This window comes from Mesorhizobium sp. M0768 (assembly GCF_040320195.1).
GTDB lineage: Bacteria > Pseudomonadota > Alphaproteobacteria > Rhizobiales > Rhizobiaceae > Mesorhizobium.
This window is the reverse complement of the sequence record NZ_JAMYPD010000002.1, coordinates 38626-54905: the sequence shown is the minus strand read 5'-3', so window position 1 is coordinate 54905 and position 16280 is coordinate 38626. Positions and strand designations below refer to the sequence as shown.

General features: G+C 60.2%; 17 protein-coding genes and 1 pseudogene. 10 read left to right on the top strand and 8 right to left on the bottom strand.

Annotation, left to right across the window (positions count from 1 at the left end; all coding sequences use genetic code 11):
* Nucleotides 1-381 precede the first annotated feature (381 nt).
* From rpsT to NKI08_RS02600, 4 genes are all read right to left on the bottom strand, one after another.
* Nucleotides 382-648, bottom strand: coding sequence for a 30S ribosomal protein S20 (rpsT, locus tag NKI08_RS02615; RefSeq protein ID WP_023676922.1), 267 nt, complete (start codon nucleotides 646-648; stop codon nucleotides 382-384).
* Between the two features lie 160 nt (nucleotides 649-808).
* Nucleotides 809-1582, bottom strand: a complete 774-nt coding sequence (locus NKI08_RS02610) for an enoyl-CoA hydratase (RefSeq protein WP_352613893.1) — start codon at nucleotides 1580-1582, stop codon at nucleotides 809-811.
* Nucleotides 1583-1606: 24 nt separating this feature from the next.
* Complete coding sequence (gene mutM, locus NKI08_RS02605; protein WP_352613894.1) at nucleotides 1607-2497, bottom strand: bifunctional DNA-formamidopyrimidine glycosylase/DNA-(apurinic or apyrimidinic site) lyase; 891 nt, start codon at nucleotides 2495-2497, stop codon at nucleotides 1607-1609.
* A complete protein-coding gene (locus NKI08_RS02600; RefSeq protein ID WP_352613895.1) occupies nucleotides 2490-3731 on the bottom strand; it encodes a phosphopentomutase in 1242 nt (413 codons plus the stop codon). Before NKI08_RS02600 ends, mutM begins: the two co-directional genes overlap by 8 nt.
* 160 nt (nucleotides 3732-3891) lie before the next feature.
* Here NKI08_RS02600 and NKI08_RS34665 point away from each other — a divergent pair.
* Nucleotides 3892-4020, top strand: a pseudogene (locus NKI08_RS34665) (phosphate/phosphite/phosphonate ABC transporter substrate-binding protein); the annotation flags it as partial.
* A gap of 101 nt (nucleotides 4021-4121) precedes the next feature.
* Here NKI08_RS34665 and NKI08_RS02595 read toward each other — a convergent pair.
* From NKI08_RS02595 to NKI08_RS02585, 3 genes are all read right to left on the bottom strand, one after another.
* A complete protein-coding gene (locus NKI08_RS02595; RefSeq protein ID WP_352470083.1) occupies nucleotides 4122-4742 on the bottom strand; it encodes a TadE/TadG family type IV pilus assembly protein in 621 nt (206 codons plus the stop codon).
* A 30-nt stretch (nucleotides 4743-4772) separates the two neighbouring features.
* Nucleotides 4773-5333, bottom strand: coding sequence for a TadE/TadG family type IV pilus assembly protein (locus tag NKI08_RS02590; RefSeq protein ID WP_352613896.1), 561 nt, complete (start codon nucleotides 5331-5333; stop codon nucleotides 4773-4775).
* Nucleotides 5334-5484: 151 nt separating this feature from the next.
* Entirely contained in the window at nucleotides 5485-5907 is a 423-nt protein-coding gene (locus NKI08_RS02585) for a pilus assembly protein N-terminal domain-containing protein (protein WP_352767024.1), read from the bottom strand.
* Nucleotides 5908-6249: 342 nt separating this feature from the next.
* Between NKI08_RS02585 and NKI08_RS02580 the strand changes: the two genes are divergently transcribed.
* From NKI08_RS02580 to NKI08_RS02540, 9 genes are all read left to right on the top strand, one after another.
* Nucleotides 6250-6420, top strand: coding sequence for a Flp family type IVb pilin (locus tag NKI08_RS02580; RefSeq protein ID WP_023676929.1), 171 nt, complete (start codon nucleotides 6250-6252; stop codon nucleotides 6418-6420).
* Nucleotides 6421-6569: 149 nt separating this feature from the next.
* A complete protein-coding gene (locus NKI08_RS02575; protein WP_352613898.1) occupies nucleotides 6570-7088 on the top strand; it encodes an A24 family peptidase in 519 nt (172 codons plus the stop codon).
* Between the two features lie 189 nt (nucleotides 7089-7277).
* Nucleotides 7278-8093, top strand: coding sequence for a Flp pilus assembly protein CpaB (gene cpaB, locus NKI08_RS02570; protein WP_023676931.1), 816 nt, complete (start codon nucleotides 7278-7280; stop codon nucleotides 8091-8093).
* Entirely contained in the window at nucleotides 8090-9616 is a 1527-nt protein-coding gene (locus tag NKI08_RS02565) for a type II and III secretion system protein family protein (protein WP_352613899.1), read from the top strand. The genes cpaB and NKI08_RS02565 overlap by 4 nt, the downstream gene beginning before the upstream one ends.
* 14 nt (nucleotides 9617-9630) lie before the next feature.
* Nucleotides 9631-10365 carry a CpaD family pilus assembly protein gene (locus NKI08_RS02560; protein ID WP_352448620.1) on the top strand — a complete coding sequence of 245 codons (735 nt, stop codon included), beginning with the start codon at nucleotides 9631-9633 and terminating at the stop codon, nucleotides 10363-10365.
* A 55-nt stretch (nucleotides 10366-10420) separates the two neighbouring features.
* On the top strand, nucleotides 10421-11704 hold the full coding sequence (locus tag NKI08_RS02555; protein ID WP_352541280.1) for a CpaE/TadZ family protein: 1284 nt from the start codon (nucleotides 10421-10423) through the stop codon (nucleotides 11702-11704).
* A 29-nt stretch (nucleotides 11705-11733) separates the two neighbouring features.
* A complete protein-coding gene (locus NKI08_RS02550; RefSeq protein ID WP_352541281.1) occupies nucleotides 11734-13242 on the top strand; it encodes a TadA family conjugal transfer-associated ATPase in 1509 nt (502 codons plus the stop codon).
* Nucleotides 13243-13271: 29 nt separating this feature from the next.
* On the top strand, nucleotides 13272-14285 hold the full coding sequence (locus NKI08_RS02545; RefSeq protein ID WP_023676935.1) for a type II secretion system F family protein: 1014 nt from the start codon (nucleotides 13272-13274) through the stop codon (nucleotides 14283-14285).
* A 9-nt stretch (nucleotides 14286-14294) separates the two neighbouring features.
* Nucleotides 14295-15311: a type II secretion system F family protein gene (locus tag NKI08_RS02540; RefSeq protein WP_023676936.1), complete on the top strand. Its 1017-nt coding sequence runs from the start codon at nucleotides 14295-14297 to the stop codon at nucleotides 15309-15311.
* Nucleotides 15312-15427: 116 nt separating this feature from the next.
* On the opposite strand, the gene NKI08_RS02535 is transcribed toward NKI08_RS02540, so the two are convergent.
* Nucleotides 15428-16249, bottom strand: coding sequence for a tetratricopeptide repeat protein (locus NKI08_RS02535; protein ID WP_352470190.1), 822 nt, complete (start codon nucleotides 16247-16249; stop codon nucleotides 15428-15430).
* Between the last annotated feature and the right edge of the window lie 31 nt (nucleotides 16250-16280).

Here is a 16280-nt window from a genome sequence, read left to right as displayed (position 1 = left end):
AGTTGATTTTGACAAAGCCATTGTGATTCAAACCCTTTTCCGGCGAATGTGAAAAAGGCCACACAACGCGAAATTTTCTGAAATAATTCACTTGACAGCCAATTGCCGCCTATCGGCCACAGCCGATGTGAACAAGCTGTGGATCACCATCGGTAAGCCTCTGAAAAAAAACAGTAATCTGTGACGCTCGGAAATTTTCGCATTGGCGGTTTCGAAGGCTGCGAATATCAGCGGGTATGTATACGCCGGCAAAGCATTTCGAACTTTGAAATGCATGCGGAGCGCCATTTTGCGGGCTTTCTTTTAAGTACTTGCCGGCAAACGAAAAAAACCCGGCGCGATTGGCCGGGTTTGAAGAAGCGCAGTTCAGGAAAAGATATATTAGGCCGACAGCACCTTGACCCGTTGGGCCAGCCGCGACACCTTGCGCGATGCCGTGTTCTTGTGCACCACGCCCTTGGTCGCGGCGCGCATCAATTCCGGCTCGGCCACCTTGAAGGCAGCCTGTGCGGCCGCCTTGTCGCCGGCCGCGAGCGCCTCTTCGACCTGGCGGATGTAGGTCCGGACGCGGGAGCGGCGGTTCTTGTTGATCGCTGCGCGACGGGCGATCTTGCGCGTTGCCTTTTTGGCCGAGGAGGTATTGGCCATGGTGCCTCTCTTCTGATCTGGTGGGCGCTTGCGGGATACCGCAGGGCGCAAAAAACAAACGGGCAGCCACAGGGCCGCCTCGGTTGGTGCGGCTTATAGTTCAGCTTTTCCGGCGCGTCAACGCTGCAGCGCTTTCTTTTTGACCGGCGCCTTCGTCATCTCATCGGTTCGTGAAATTCGGCTTCCGCTTGCCGCTGAAGGCCGCCATGCCTTCCTTCTGGTCATCCAGCGCAAACAGCGAATGAAATAGCCGGCGCTCGAACCGCAGACCCTCGGTGAGCGTCGTCTCATAGGCGCGGTTGACGGCCTCCTTTGCCATCATCACCGACGGCAAGGAAAAACCAGCGATCTTGGACGCTGCCTTAAGCGCTTCCTCGATCAACTCGCCGGCTGGCACCACGCGCGAGACAAGGCCGGAACGCTCGGCCTCGGATGCGTCCATCATTCGACCCGTCAGGCACATATCCATCGCCTTCGACTTGCCGACAAAGCGGGTCAGGCGCTGCGATCCGCCCATGCCGGGCATGACGCCCAGCGTGATCTCGGGTTGGCCAAACTTGGCGGTGTCGGCGGCGATGATGAAGTCGCACATCATCGCCAGTTCGCAGCCGCCCCCCAGCGCATAGCCCGCCACTGCCGCGATGATCGGCTTTCGTGCCCGCGTAAATTCCTCCCAGCCGACGAAGAAATCCTGCAGATAGGCATCCACATAGGAGATGGACTGCATTTCCTTGATATCGGCACCTGCCGCGAAAGCCTTTTCCGAACCAGTGATGACCATGGCGCCGATGTCGGCATTGGCGCCCATGCTATTCACCGACGCGACCAGTTCCGCCAGCACTTGTGAATTCAGCGCGTTGAGCGCCTGCGGCCGGTTCAGCGTAATCAGCCCGACCTTGCCGCGGGTTTCGACGATGATGGTTTCATAGCCCATGCTTTGCTCCTCCTCGGTTCTGGTTCAAGCCTGACAGGCCCGGCAGTGGAAGGTCGAACGACCGCTTTGCACGATACGCTCGATGTGGCCGCCACAACCAGGCTTGGAGCAGCCTTCCCCCTCGCGATCGTAAACCGCGAAGGAATGCTGGAAGTAGCCCAGTGATCCATCGGTCTGCATATGATCGCGCAACGACGAGCCGCCGGCGGCGATCGCATCGGCGACGACCGACCGGATTGCTTCGGCCAGGCGTTCGCTTTGCTCTTTGGCTTTCTTGCCGGCTCTCGCGAGGGTGCCCGCTTCGCGCAGCGGCGACAGGCCGGCCCGCCAAAGCGCTTCCGAGACGTAGATATTGCCTAGCCCGGCAATCAGCCTCTGGTCCAGAAGTGCCGCTTTCAGCGGTGACTTGCGACCTTTCAGCAACGAAGCGAGCAGCGCGCCGTCCAGTGCGTTGCCTGTAGGCTCGACGCCTAATCCCGCCAGCATCGGATGCATGTCGGGCTCGCCTTCCGAAAACAGCATGAACCCGAAGCGGCGCGGGTCGTTGAAGATCACGCGAGAGCGGACGCCGGAAGGGGATGCGATGTCGAAGACGACGTGATCGTGAGCAGTGTTTTTCGAGCGTTCGTGGTGGAACGCGCCGGGCGTTGCGCTCTCGTCGGCCGTTTCGATGCGAAACGAACCCGACATGCCGAGATGGCAGATCAGAACCGGGCCGTTGTCCATGTGCATTGTCAGATATTTGGCACGGCGGCCGAGCGCCGCAATCGTCTTGCCGGTCAGCCGCTCCGAAAATCTCTCGGGGAACGGAAACCGCAAATCCGGCCGGCGTGCCTCGACACCGACAATGCGGGCACCTTCAAGGGCCGGCTGCAGACCGCGCCTGACTGTCTCTACCTCCGGCAGCTCAGGCATGGCCACCTATCGTGGCATGGAAGGAGGTGCCGTGACGGCCGCGCGCCAGCCCGAGATGTTCGGCCACGGTTTCGCCGATGTCGGCAAATGTTGTCCTCAGTCCGATGTCTGCGCCTTTGAAACCCGGCCGTGTCCCGATAATCGGAATACGCTCGCGCGTGTGGTCGGTGCCGCGCCACGTCGGATCATTGCCGTGATCGGCGGTCAAGATGAGCAGATCGCCTGGCCTCAGCCGTGCGAATGCCTCGGGCAGGCGCCGGTCGAAAGCTTCGAGTGCGGCGGCATATCCCGCAACGTCGCGCCGATGCCCGAACTCGGTGTCGAAGTCGACAAAGTTTGCGAAGACGAGGTCGCCGTCGCGGGCGTCTTCCATGGCACCAAGCGTTTTGTCGAACATCGCCATGTTGCCGGCAGCCTTGCGGACTTCCGAGATCCCCCGATGGGCGAAAATGTCGCCGATCTTGCCGATCGCGATAACCCGGCTGCCGCGCGCCGTCAGCCGGTCGAGCAGCGTCGGTTCCGGTGGCGGTACGGCATAGTCGCGACGATTATGCGTTCGCTCGAACGTGGCGGCGGTTTCACCGATAAACGGCCGCGCGATGACGCGGCCGATATTCAGCGGATCGACGAGCCTGCGCACCAGTTTGCAGAACTCGTAAAGCCGTTCCAGGCCGAAATGAACCTCATGCGCGGCGATCTGCAGGACGGAGTCGATCGAAGTGTAGCAGATCGGCTTGCCGGTGCGGATATGGTCTTCGCCGAACCGTTCGATAATCTCGGTGCCCGGAGCATGGCAATTGCCGAGGATGCCAGGCACCTTCCCTTCACGCACCATTGCTTCGGTCAACTCGGCCGGAAAGGCAGGAATCTTGTCTGGGAAGTAACCCCAGTCGAAACGGACCGGCAGGCCGGCTATTTCCCAATGGCCCGATGGCGTATCCTTGCCGCTCGAAACCTCTTGGGCCGCGCCGTGAAAGGCGGCGGCAAGCGGTGCACTGCCGGCATTCTCAAACCTGAAACCCGTTGCCGTTGCCGCGGCCTGGCCGAGACCGAGCGCGAGCATGTTTGGTACAAGAAGGGGTCCGGCACGCAGGCCTTCGCGGTCGGCGCGGCCTTCTGCGCAGGCCCGCGCGATGTGTGCGAACGTATTGGAGCCGGTGTCGCCATAACGTTCGGCATCGGCCGCGCCGCCGATGCCGAAGGAGTCGAGGACAAAAAGGAAGGCGCGTGCCATCGAAAGGTTCATCATTGCCTGTGTGTTGGCTCAGACATAGGGTTCCGCGCCGCCATTGGCAATTCGGAAACCCAAACAGCACGGCTTGGCGTGCTGGTCCCGGAGAGACGAATCGCGGCATGGTCGATCTGCGGATGGAAATGCGCGGCGCGGAGCTCGCATGAGGCTTGCCCTGACAGCATTCGCCACCGTACTGGCTTTGCTGCTGGATGCGTCTTGCACAAACCTGGCGCGAGCCGATTGGCGCGATGTTATCGGAACGTTCCGTATCGGTATCGTCGCCGAACCGTTGCCGGTCGAGGGACTATGTGCTGGCTGCAGCCATCGTGCGTCTAGTCTCGGCCCGCGGTCGCAAGCAATAGCAACAGACCGGTTAGCGGGCTTCAGGCGTCAGCAATCGCTGCACGGAATGGTCGGGCTCCTGCGCGGCCGCAGATAATAAGTTTCCGCCATCGATATCGAATTGAAGACCGAGCTCAACCCGAACCGGCTTTGGCCGTCCGCCGACCAGGTAATGATTGGCTTGTAGGCGAGATCGCTTTCGACCCGGATGAGGAACGTGCCTTTGATCTTGAGCGCGCTAGGGACCGTTGTGGTGGAATCCTTGACCGCGTCGACGCTAGAGACGCCATCGACCAGTTTGCGCGACCACACGACCAGGACTTTCGGCGTCGTCTCGTTCGTCACCTGTATCGCCGTGATAATGATCTTCGGTTTCGAGCGGTTGTAGGGCTGGAGCGTGGAACTGCCGATCGCCATGATGGCATCGACATCGGCCGCCTTGACGGTCTGCTGCTGCGTGACGAGGTCCGCTACCATGCTGCCGATGCGGCTGACCTTCTTGCTGGTCTCGATGGCTTGCGAGGCCTCCATTGTCATAAAGTACATGATCAACAGGATAGGCACGATGAGGGCAAACTCGACAGCCGCAATACCGCGGCGGTCCGAGCAAAGTCGGACTGCTCTTGTACAAATCCCTGCGATGCCCAGCTGTGCCCCCGCACGAATCATGGCTTTGCCCTTTTCAAGCGACTACGTGGTTCAGTTGTCGAACGGCTCGTTCTGCCAAGTGATCGAAGCAAAATGCAGCGTTTTGCCGTCCTTCAGGTTGGCCATCGATTTGGCCATGAAGTCGGTCATCACCGGCCATTTGTAAAAAACACGCAGCATGTTTCTCGACTCCGCCAGGCCAGGTGCGACGGTGAAGGTCTGTGTGCTCGTGCCTTTGGTCAGCACGACGTCGCCATCCTGGACCTTGAAACCGGCCAGCGCCGCATCGGCGAAGGTCGGATATTCGCGCAAGTCCACCAGCAATCCGGGACAGGTCTTGGCGACCATGATCTCCAATTTGGTGCAGATCATATCCCGCAGCTTGGTGCCGGACACATCGGTCGGTCTTAATTGGCCGGTACGCAGCTGGCGCGCGATGTCGTCGGTTGCGTTTGCCATCACTTCCTGTGCGGCAAAAGAAATGCAGCTCTCCAGGATGGCGAAGACAAGAAGCGCGAAAGGAATTGCAAGCATGGCGAATTCGATCGCCGTGCTTCCGCGGCGGTCGCCCAAAAACCGTCTTGGAGAACCTGCTCGTCCTGCCTTGCTCATGTCCGCTGCCCGCCGATGCCGCTTCTGTATCGGTCCACCCTTAGTCGGAACCGATTGAAGTCCGGTTGGAATGACCGTTAAATTCAACGGGAAGGCCTTAACCCGGCGATAACCGAAGCACGTTCCCGCCAAAGACGGAGACGTCGGCTAGCTAATGCACGGCGCTCATTTCGACTTCAGAGGCCTTCTCGGCATCGCTCTTATACGAGCTTTCGCAATATGGCGCACAGGACATGGTCTGTACTTCGGAACGCCGATAGATGCGCACCGACGACGCTGCCTGGCGCACGACGGTTATTTGCTCATCGACGATCGGATTGCCCTGCTGGTCGAGGACGACGAGATTGGTGACGCCAAATCCCTTGCCGGTCAGTACGATCGTCGATGCGTCCTGCACGGAGGCGTCGGCGATCGCCGGATTGCCGACGACAATCGTATCGGCGGCGCGCGACAATTTGATGATCTTTGCCTGGTTCATCGTCACCTCGATGCCGGCGCCGGCCTTGGCTGGAAAGGCGAAAGCCGCTGCGGCAAAAAGCACGGCAACTGGAAATGATGATCTCGGCCCGGCCATTGAGGCGCCCCCTGGCAAACTGTTCAACGGAACATGAACGAGATTGGTGAACCAACCGTTAAGCGGCTGGAATTCAGAATCAAGCCGGAACCGGCATTGGGTCTAGCCGGCACGGCTGAAACGTCTTTGCCGAATTGCGCCTGTTGCGCCTTTTGTCGGCCGGGGCCCTGGCGGCGGGTATTTTAGTTCTGGGTTAACCACGCAATGTCGTCGAAGCGGGAAAGGAATCGGTAAGCCTGTTTATTAAGCCGATTGAAACAGCTTCTCCTTAGATTCGCAGTATCCGATCAGCCACCAAGAGAAGTTGACGGAAGTGCTGTAACAATTGGAGTAGGAGCTCGAATGTCTAACCTCATCGCACGTTTTGTGAAGGACGAATCCGGCGCGACCGCTATCGAATACGGTCTGATCGCCGCTCTTATCGCACTCGCCATCATGGTCGGCGCCGGCCAGCTCGGCAACTCGCTGAACGCCAAGTTCACCGCCATCTCCACTAAGGTGAACGGTAGCTGACCGTAACGGGTTCGCTTGTTCTGAAATAAGGGCCGCCGCACTGGCGGCCCTTATTTAGTCCTGGTATGAATTGAAATTTGCGCCTCATCAGTCGTTAGTCGAATGGGATTGGGTTGGGGGCCAGATGCAATTGGGTCATAGGCGCGCCGATGCTTGAAGCCGTGATCTTCGTCGTATTTCCGTTCTGCATGCTTTTTGCCGCGATCTCCGACATGCTTTCGATGACGATCGCCAATCGCGTGCCGGTGTTGCTTGTGGTCGTCTTCGCCTTGGTTGCGCCTTTGACCGGTATGGATTGGGCCACCTATGGCTGGCATTTCGCCGCCGCCGGCCTGGTTCTCGCGGTGACGTTCGGCCTGTTCGCGCTGGGCGGCATGGGCGGCGGCGACGCCAAGCTTCTGGCTGCCACTGGCATGTGGATGGGACTGAACATCCATCTCATCGAATACCTCGTCGCCTCGACATTCATCGGCGGCCTGCTGACGCTAGCCATCCTCGCCTATCGAAAATCGCCGCTTGCCGCCGTCACAAGCCATAATCCGTTCCTGCGCCATTTCGCCGATGAGGCGACCGGCGTTCCGTACGGCATCGCGCTTGGCATTGGCGGTCTGCTCACCTATTCCGACTCGCCATTGATGGCCTGGGCACTTACCAGGCTGGCGGGCTGAATTTCACTTTACGCGGTTGGCGCCGAGCAGGCGAGTTGGCCACGTTTTCCTTCGGGCCGGGCTTGTCGGTCCAATTTATATAAACGTTAAATTAATCACGATCGTAAGTATAACATTAACCTTGTTTTGACGATTGCCGCTGCAAAGTCCCGCTTGGCTACGTGGTTTGCCAAGGCGAGGTTCGGACAGATGCCAGCATCCCGATTGATTATTCTGAGCGTGGCGATAGCCGCGGCCGGTGGTGCAGGCTATGTCGCGAAGAACATGGTCGTGGCTCCGCCGCCTCCGGTTGTCGATTCCGGTCCTCAGGCGCCGGCGATCGCGCTGCAGGATGTGCTTGTTCTTTCCGGCGACGTTCCGATGGGCAGTCCGCTTGAAAACAACATTTCCTGGGAGTCATGGCCGTCCGCAGGCATCAACGCAAATTTCATCACCCGCGCCGCCGAGCCTGAAGCGCTGGACAAGCTGAAGGGCGCCGTCGCTCGCGTGGCGCTCTACGCCGGCGAGCCGCTGCGGCGCTCGAAGCTGATCGGTGAAGGGCAAAGCTTCATGTCGTCGATCCTGCCCTCCGGCATGCGGGCCGTTGCCACAAGCATCTCGGCCGACACCTCGGCCGGTGGCTTTATTCTTCCCAACGATTTCGTCGACGTCATCATGACCCGCCGAGCCGATCCCGCCAATGGCGGTGGTCCGGGCTTCACGACCGAAACTATCCTGAAGAACATTCGCGTCCTGGCGATCGACCAGACCATTCAGGAGGACGAGGAAGGTAAGAAGACCAGGGTTGGCCAGACCGCCACCCTGGAACTGACGCCGCAGCAGTCCGAGATCATCACCGTCGCACAGCAGATGGCGGATCGCCTGACATTGGCGCTGCGCTCGATCAAGGACAGCCAGGACAAGAATGTGGGCGAAGCCGATTACCTGGTTTCCGGCAATGGCCGGCGCGGAACAGTGCGGTTGATCAAGTCGGGCGAAGTTTCCGAAGTGGGGGCAAGGAAATGAGGCTAAAAACCAAACTGCCGCTCATCCTGGCTGCGGCGATCGGCCTGTTTCTCCTTGGAACGAATGCATATGGCATTGTCGATGCCAGTGCGGCGGGCAATGCCAGGGTGACGGCTTCGACCGCCACCCAGCGGGTTAAGCTCGGACTGAACAAGTCGGTGGTCATCGACCTCCCGAGCGATGCCTACGACATTCTCGTCGCCAACCCCGCTGTAGCCGACGCGGTGACCCGCACCGCCAGGCGCATCTATCTGTTTGGAAAGGCGGTCGGCGAGACAAATATCTTCGTCTTTGGCTCGAATGGCGAGCAGATCGTCAGCCTTGACCTAGCGGTCGAACGTGACGTCGCCGGGCTGGAGGATTATATCAAGCGCTTCATCCCGTCATCGGAGGTCAAGGTCGAGTTGCTGAACGACAACGTCGTTCTGACCGGAACCGTGGACACTCCTCTGGACGCCAAGCGCGCGGCCGATCTGGCAACTATTTTCGTGTCCGGCGGCGAGGCAACCACGGGTCAATACTCGCAGACCGCTGCCGGCGGTTCGGCTGAAGCCGGCGTCGCGATCGATAACCCGGATGCCGAGCGCCGCGTCAGCAAGATCGTCAACCTGCTGCAGATCATCGGCGACGACCAGGTGACGCTGAAGGTGACGGTCGCGGAAGTCAGCCGCTCGGTGATGAAGCAGCTCGGCGTCAACATGGTGGGCAACGGCAGCAGCAACGGCATCAGCTGGGGCGCGGTAAGCGACAATTTCACTGGTTTGGGCAAGTCGCTGTCGAACTCGGGCCTCTCTATCGGGAGCTCGACGCTGCAGGCCTACATCAATGCCATGGAACAGTCCGGTGTCATGAAAACCCTCGCCGAACCAACATTGACGGCCGTATCCGGCGAGAAGGCGACCTTCAAGGTTGGCGGCGAATACAACATGGTGACCAGCGTTTCCCAAGCCGTATCAAACGATAACCAGACCGGTCTGAAGACGTATTCGGTCGAGAAGATCGAATACGGCATTGGCCTGGAATTCCAGCCGGTGGTGCTGTCTCCCGGCCGTATCAGCCTGAAAGTCAGAACCTCGGTTTCCGAGCCGACAACGGAGGGATCTGTGTCTTTGTCCGAAGGCGTAACGAGCCCGGGCATGAATGCCCTGTCGCTCCGCAAGCGCTTGGCCGACACAACAGTGGAACTGCCTTCGGGCGGCTCGATGATGATTGCCGGCCTTGTCCGCGATGATCTCAGGCAAGCTGTCAACGGCTTGCCCGGTCTGACAAAGATTCCAGTGCTTGGCGCGCTGTTCCGCAGCAGGGATTTCGTTCGCAACGAGACCGAGCTCGTCATCATCATTACGCCCTATCTGGTGAAGCCGGTGGCGCGCAACGATCTTGCCAAGCCGGATGACAATTTCAACGCCGCCAGCGATGGCGCCGGCATTTTCCTTGGCCGCGTCAACCGTGTCTACGGCACCATGCAGACCAACAAGCCCAACGGCCGTTACCACGGCGTTGTCGGCTTTATCTACAAGTAAGCGGGGAAGCGGTCATGTCTAAGGCAACATCGAAGGCACGGGCGATCACCGCGACGCGGTCAGTCCATTCGCGAATCTGGCGGCCGGCCGTTCCCATTATGGCGATCGCGGTGGCGGCATTGCTGGCCGGCTGCGCCAATCGCGACAGCGTCACGGTGGGTGCCATACCGGACGATTATCGCACCACCCATCCGATCGTCATAGCTGAGAAGATACAGAAGATCGACCTTCCGGTCGGCGCCGGCGACCGTGGCATGACCAGATCCCAGCGTGACACGCTCCTGGGCTTCCTGGACGGATACGACAGGAGCGCGGCTCCGGTGCTGACGATCGAGATTCCGAGCGGCTCAGCCAACGAAATCGCAGCGGCCGCGGCCGGCCGCGATTTCGCCAGGCTGGCCATAGCCAGCGGCATCAGCCGGAAGCGGATCGACATGCGGTCCTATCAGTCTGTTTCGGCCGAAGCGTCCGCACCGGTTCGTGTTGCCTACGTCTCGGTGAAGGCTCAGACGGATAAATGCGGGCGCTGGCCCGAAGACCTGCTGCAGACTTCGGAAAACAAGCACTATGCCGATTTCGGCTGTTCGTATCAGAACAACCTGGCTGCCCAGATGGCCAATCCGTCCGATCTGATCGGGCCACGCAAGCCGACGCCGATCGACGCGGAAAATCGCGGCGCGGTGATCGACGTCTATCGTGACAGAGGTATTTCGGACGAATTCCTCGGCAATTCGGAAGTCGAATATTAACGAGTGTTGAGGCTCAACAAACTCTAAGCCGCGCAAGTCACGGAAAGTGATGACAATGAGCAATCTTGCCTATGACACAGAGGTACCGGGCGGCGAAACCTCGGAGCAGGATATTGCCGCGATGCAGGCGTTGCGGCCGATCCCGCGCATTTCAATCCAGGCATTTTGCGAGACCGAAGGCGTAGCCAATCCGGTCGAGCGCGCCGGCGAGGATCGCCGCATGGCCAAGGCCCATTTGAAGGTGCATATGGGGGGCATCCCCACCGCTATCGAATTCTATCAGTCGGCGCCGACGCCGAACCTGATCCTGCTTGAATCGCGCAGCGAGCCGAAGCTGTTGCTGGAACAACTCGCCCAGCTCTCCGAGCATTGCGACCCGACCTCCAAGGTGGTGGTTGTCGGCCACTACAACGATGTCGGTCTGTACCGCGAACTCATCCGTTCGGGCATTTCCGAGTATGTCATCGCGCCCGTATCGATGGCCGACATCGTCAGCGTGGTGTCTTCGATCTTCGTTGATCCGGAAGCTGAGCCGATCGGCCGCTCGATTGCCTTCATCGGCGCCAAAGGCGGCGTCGGCTCCTCGACCATAGCCCATAATGTGGCCTGGGCCATGTCGTCCCTTTTCAAATCCGAAGTGGTTGTCGCCGATCTCGACCTCGCCTTCGGAACGGCCAATATCAATTTCGACCAGGATCCGGCGCAAGGCATTGCCGAGGCAGTCTTCTCGCCGGAACGCGTCGATGAGGTCTATCTCGACCGGCTGCTCGCCCAATGCGCCGAGCACCTGTCGCTGCTTGCGGCCCCTTCGACCCTGGAGCGGGTCTACGATTTCGATCCCGACGCCTTCACCCAGCTTATCGACATAGCCCAGCGTAGCGCGCCGCTCCTCGTGCTCGATGTTCCCCACGTGTGGGCCGGCTGGACCAAGAACACGCTGGTCAAGGCCGACGAGATCGTCATCACGGCGACGCCCGAACTTGCCAATCTGCGCAACACGAAGAACCTGGTCGACATGCTGAAGCGGCTTCGTCCGAACGACCCAGCGCCAAAGCTTGTGATCAACCAGGCCGGTGTGCCGAAACGTCCTGAGATTACGCCGTCCGACTTCTCCGAATCGCTCGGCCTTTCGCCGATGTCGGTCATCCCGTTCGAGCCGCTTTTGTTCGGAAATGCTGCCAACAACGGACGTATGCTCGGTGAGATGGATGCCAAGAGTCCGGTTGTCGCCACGATCAACGAGATCGCCCATGTGCTGACAGGGCGCAGCGAAATCAAGGTGAAGAAGAAGGCTGGCCTCGGCAGTCTGATCGGCAAGCTTTCGCGCAACAAGAAGTGATGCCTCAGCGGTGGAATTGGTAAGCGATCATGTTTGGTAAAAGAGGCAGCGACGACGGCAACCGGACCATTCCGGAATTCCGTCAGCCAGCACCCGCGCCTGCCGCGCCGGCGGCCGCGAACCCTGTGGAAGTGGCTGTAGCTGCCAGGCCGGCGGCGCTGCCGCCATCCGGCGCGCCTGCCGCGCCGGCGGTTCGCCGTGCGGTCGAGCCGCCGCCATTGGCGCCGGAGCCGAAAAGTATCCAGCGCCAAAAGAGCGAAACCTACTACGACACCAAAAGCCAGGTCTTCGCCGCACTCATCGATACGATAGATCTGTCGCAGCTCGCCAAACTCGATCCCGAAAGCGCGCGCGAGGAAATCCGCGACATTGTCAACGACATCATCGCGATCAAGAATTTCGCGATGTCCATCGCCGAGCAGGAAGAGCTTCTCGAGGATATCTGCAACGACGTTTTGGGCTACGGGCCGCTGGAGCCACTGCTTGCCCGCGACGATATTGCCGACATCATGGTTAATGGCTCCAAGAACGTCTACATCGAAGTCAACGGCAAGGTCGAGCAGACCGGCATCCGTTTCCGCGACAACCAGCAGCTCCTCAACATCTGCCAGCGTATCGTCAGCCAGGTTGGCCGCCGCGTCGATGAATCAAGCCCGATCTGCGATGCGCGTCTTCCTGATGGCTCCCGTGTCAACGTCATCGCACCGCCCCTGGCTATCGACGGCACCGCACTTACCATCCGCAAGTTCAAGAAGGACAAGCTGACGCTCGACCAGCTGGTCAAGTTCGGCTCGATTTCTCCGCAAGGGGCCGAGATTCTCAAGATCATCGGGCGTGTCCGCTGCAACATTGTCATCTCGGGCGGTACCGGCTCAGGCAAGACGACGCTGCTCAATTGCCTGACCAACTATATCGACCGCGAAGAACGCGTCATCACCTGCGAGGACTCAGCTGAGTTGCAATTGCAGCAGCCGCATGTGGTGCGTCTCGAAACCCGTCCGCCCAACCTCGAAGGCGAGGGCGAAGTGACCATGCGCGATCTGGTCAAGAACTGTCTGCGCATGCGCCCCGAACGTATTATCGTCGGCGAAGTGCGCGGACCCGAAGTGTTCGATCTGCTGCAGGCGATGAACACCGGCCATGACGGCTCGATGGGAACGATCCACTCGAACAGCCCGCGCGAATGCCTCAACCGCATAGAGTCGATGATCGCCATGGGCGGCTACACGCTGCCGCAAAAAACCGTGCGCGAGATCGTCGTCGGCTCCGTCGACGTGATCATACAGGCTGCACGCCTGCGCGACGGATCGCGGCGTATCACCCACATCACCGAGGTAATCGGCATGGAAGGCGACGTCATCATCACCCAGGACATCGTTCTCTATAACATCAAGGGCGAGGACGCGAGCGGCAGGCTGCTGGGCGAGCACGTGTCGACTGGCATCGGCCGTCCGCATTTCTGGGAGCGCGCCCGCTACTACGGTGAGGAGCAGCGCCTCGCGGTCGCGCTCGAGGCGATGGAGAAACGCGCTGATTGATCCGTCTGGAAGCGTGGGGGCCAGGGTCGATGTTCGGAATTGACGGCACCGTATTGGCATTCGTCGTGCTCGCCGGCTTCAGCGCCGGCGCTGTGGCCTATGCTTTCCTGTTCAACCGGATCAGCACCGAGAAGCAGGTTGGCAAGCGGCTTGAATCGATCAAGACCGCCGAGACGGATCGTTCCGTCGTCAAGGCGTCGCGCGATCGCGTGGCGGAAGCGGCCAAGCGTCGCAAGTCCGTCCAGGATTCGCTGAAGGATCTCGATCAAAAGCAAAAGTCCAATCAGAGCCTGGTCAAGAAACCACCGCTGAAGATCCAAATCCGCCAGGCCGGCATGAAGATCTCGCTTGAGCGCTTCTATGTCTACTCGGCGGTCTGCGGCGTCGTCTTGACGGCTCTTGTCTATTTCATCGGCGCACCGTTGCTGGTCTTGCCGGCTGCGCTGCTGGTCGGCGTCTTGGGTCTGCCCCGCTGGTTCGTCTCGTTTCGCCGCGCGCACCGCGTCAAGGCGTTCCTCAACGAATTTCCGAACGCGCTCGACATCATCGTGCGTGCGGTAAAATCCGGCCTGCCGCTGAACGACGCCGTGCGTCTGATCGCCAACGAATCCCCCGAGCCGGTCAAGACCGAGTTCCGCCGCATAGTCGATTCGCAGCAAATGGGTTTGTCGATCCCTGACGCGGCCATGCGCATGCCAGAAACGATGCCGTGCACCGAGGCGAGCTTCTTCGGCATCGTCATCCAGATTCAGTCTCAGGCCGGCGGCAATCTTTCCGAAGCGCTGGGCAATCTTTCGCGCGTGCTTCGCGACCGCAAGAAAATGAAAGCCAAGGTCCAGGCATTGTCCATGGAAGCCAAGGCATCCGCGGTGATCATCGGCGCGTTGCCTTTCGTCGTCGCCTTTCTCGTCTATTTGACGAGCCCGAACTACATCATGCCCCTCTTCATCACCAGCACCGGCCATCTGATCCTCGGTTGTTCCGGCATCTGGATGTCGATGGGCGTCCTGGTAATGCGCAAGATGATGAATTTCGAAGTCTAGGACTCGCGTATGACCGATCACGTCATCAGAACTCTCACCGACCCGTCCCTGCTGATCGCACTGCTGGTCGGCATCGCGGTGTTTGCGACCGTCTTCACGCTGCTGCCCGCTTTTGGCGGGAACCAGCTCAAGGCGCGCATGAAATCCGTAGCGCTGGAGCGCGATGAGCTGCGCGCCAAGCAGCGCGCGCGGCTGGCAGTCGAAGCCGACCGCCGCCGCAAGGGCCTGCGCGAAGAACAGTCGGTCGGCATGCGCAATATTGTCGATCGCCTGGATCTCAGGCGTGCGCTGGCGGATGAAGGTACCTTGCAGAAATTGAAAGTGGCGGGTTTTCGCGGGCAAAATCCGCTGACGCGCTTCCTTTTCTTCCGTCTCGTCCTGCCCTTCATCGGCTTTGCATTGGCGGCAATGTATCTGTTCGTGCTCGGCGGATTGCCCGAGCAGCCGCTTTTCGTGAAGCTGTTCGTGTGCATCGTGGTAGCCTATGCGGGATTCTACGCGCCGGTGCTCTACGTCAACAACCGCGCTACCAAGCGCAAGCAATCGATTCAGATGGCGTGGCCGGACGCGCTCGACCTGTTGCTGATATGCGTCGAGTCCGGCATGTCGGTGGAAGCGGCGCTTCGCAAGGTCGCCGATGAGATCGGCGCGCAATCGGTGGCATTGGCGGAAGAATTCATCCTGACAAACGCCGAGCTTTCCTATCTGCAGGAGCGCAAGCAGGCCTACGAGAACCTTGCAAGCCGAACTGGCCTGGAATCCGTCAGGTCGGTGTCCCAGGCGTTGGTTCAGGCCGAGCGCTACGGCACGCCCGTGGCGCATGCATTGCGGGTGCTTGCCAGTGAGAGCCGCGACATGCGCATGAATGCCGCCGAGAAGAAGGCGGCCGCGCTGCCGCCGAAGCTCACCGTGCCGATGATCCTGTTCTTCCTGCCGGTGCTGTTCGCCATCATTTTGGGTCCCGCCGGCATCCAGGTGAGCCAGCGCGGCATCTTTGGCGACCAGCCGAAATCAAGCAGCGAGTAGCGCCAGCGGCGTTGCCAGAAACGCTGATACGATCCAGAGCCACGCTGCCGGTGCAGCGCGGCTCTTTGCGTTAGATATGTTGCGGAATTCGCGCGCCGGTTCGGCGCTCGAAGCGGTCAGTTGGTGGCGGGCTTTGCCTTGTCCTGGTCCTTGAGCTGGCTCCAGGCATTCTGCTGCGCCAGCATCTGGCGAAGGTAAGCGACGTTAGCCTGCGCCTGATCCGGCGACAGCTCTTGCGAGGCGATCTTCTCTGCCTCGTCGAAACGGCCTTGCAGACCGACGACCAGCGCAAGGTTCTGGCGGACGCGGCTGTCTGCATTCGGCTGCTGGGCGGCTGAGCGCATATAGGTTTCGGCTGTGCGCAAATCACCTTCCAGCACGTACGACATGCCGAGATTGGAAAGGATCGACGGTTCGTTCGGCCTGAGGTCAAGCGCCTTGCGATAGCCTTGGCGAGCCTCGTCCTTCTGGCCGAGCTGGTCGAGAATAGCAGCTTCCGCCGATACCAGTTTCCAGTCAGGATATTCGGGCGTCTGGGCGCGGCGCACGGCATCGAGTGCCGGCTCGAACTGTCCGTTGGCGGCAAGCGCCTTGCCATAGGCGGCGAGCACGTCGCGATCCTTCGGCAAGGCGATCGCCAGCTTGCGCATCACCGCAAGCGATTGGTCTGCGTCGCCGTCCATCTGCAGCGCCGCGGCATAATTTGTCGCGATCCGCTTGTCGCTGGGGTTTTTCGAATAGGACTGGCCGAGCGCCATCGTAGCGTTGTGCAGTTCGCCCGCCGACATTGTTTCCAGCGGCTTGCCGCTTGGACGAGAAATCGAGCCAGTCGTCAATTTGCTGGTTCCGCAGCCGGCGACGCCTGCAGCAAGCACCATCATCAACGCCGTGGTGATCAGCCTATTTGCGCTGGCGTTCATCCTGCGGTTGGTCGGCATCGGCACCAGGGCTCCGTTCATGCGCGTGACC

Excerpts from the sequence above, each read along its gene's own strand:
- rpsT (WP_023676922.1), bottom strand. The coding sequence starts at position 648 with ATGGCCAATACCTCCTCGGCCAAAAAGGCAACGCGCAAGATCGCCCGT.
- NKI08_RS02610 (WP_352613893.1), bottom strand. The coding sequence starts at position 1,582 with ATGGGCTATGAAACCATCATCGTCGAAACCCGCGGCAAGGTCGGGCTG.
- mutM (WP_352613894.1), bottom strand. The coding sequence starts at position 2,497 with ATGCCTGAGCTGCCGGAGGTAGAGACAGTCAGGCGCGGTCTGCAGCCG.
- NKI08_RS02600 (WP_352613895.1), bottom strand. The coding sequence starts at position 3,731 with ATGGCACGCGCCTTCCTTTTTGTCCTCGACTCCTTCGGCATCGGCGGC.
- NKI08_RS02595 (WP_352470083.1), bottom strand. The coding sequence starts at position 4,742 with ATGATTCGTGCGGGGGCACAGCTGGGCATCGCAGGGATTTGTACAAGA.
- NKI08_RS02590 (WP_352613896.1), bottom strand. The coding sequence starts at position 5,333 with ATGAGCAAGGCAGGACGAGCAGGTTCTCCAAGACGGTTTTTGGGCGAC.
- NKI08_RS02585 (WP_352767024.1), bottom strand. The coding sequence starts at position 5,907 with ATGGCCGGGCCGAGATCATCATTTCCAGTTGCCGTGCTTTTTGCCGCA.
- NKI08_RS02580 (WP_023676929.1), top strand. The coding sequence starts at position 6,250 with ATGTCTAACCTCATCGCACGTTTTGTGAAGGACGAATCCGGCGCGACC.
- NKI08_RS02575 (WP_352613898.1), top strand. The coding sequence starts at position 6,570 with ATGCTTGAAGCCGTGATCTTCGTCGTATTTCCGTTCTGCATGCTTTTT.
- cpaB (WP_023676931.1), top strand. The coding sequence starts at position 7,278 with ATGCCAGCATCCCGATTGATTATTCTGAGCGTGGCGATAGCCGCGGCC.
- NKI08_RS02565 (WP_352613899.1), top strand. The coding sequence starts at position 8,090 with ATGAGGCTAAAAACCAAACTGCCGCTCATCCTGGCTGCGGCGATCGGC.
- NKI08_RS02560 (WP_352448620.1), top strand. The coding sequence starts at position 9,631 with ATGTCTAAGGCAACATCGAAGGCACGGGCGATCACCGCGACGCGGTCA.
- NKI08_RS02555 (WP_352541280.1), top strand. The coding sequence starts at position 10,421 with ATGAGCAATCTTGCCTATGACACAGAGGTACCGGGCGGCGAAACCTCG.
- NKI08_RS02550 (WP_352541281.1), top strand. The coding sequence starts at position 11,734 with ATGTTTGGTAAAAGAGGCAGCGACGACGGCAACCGGACCATTCCGGAA.
- NKI08_RS02545 (WP_023676935.1), top strand. The coding sequence starts at position 13,272 with ATGTTCGGAATTGACGGCACCGTATTGGCATTCGTCGTGCTCGCCGGC.
- NKI08_RS02540 (WP_023676936.1), top strand. The coding sequence starts at position 14,295 with ATGACCGATCACGTCATCAGAACTCTCACCGACCCGTCCCTGCTGATC.
- NKI08_RS02535 (WP_352470190.1), bottom strand. The coding sequence starts at position 16,249 with ATGCCGACCAACCGCAGGATGAACGCCAGCGCAAATAGGCTGATCACC.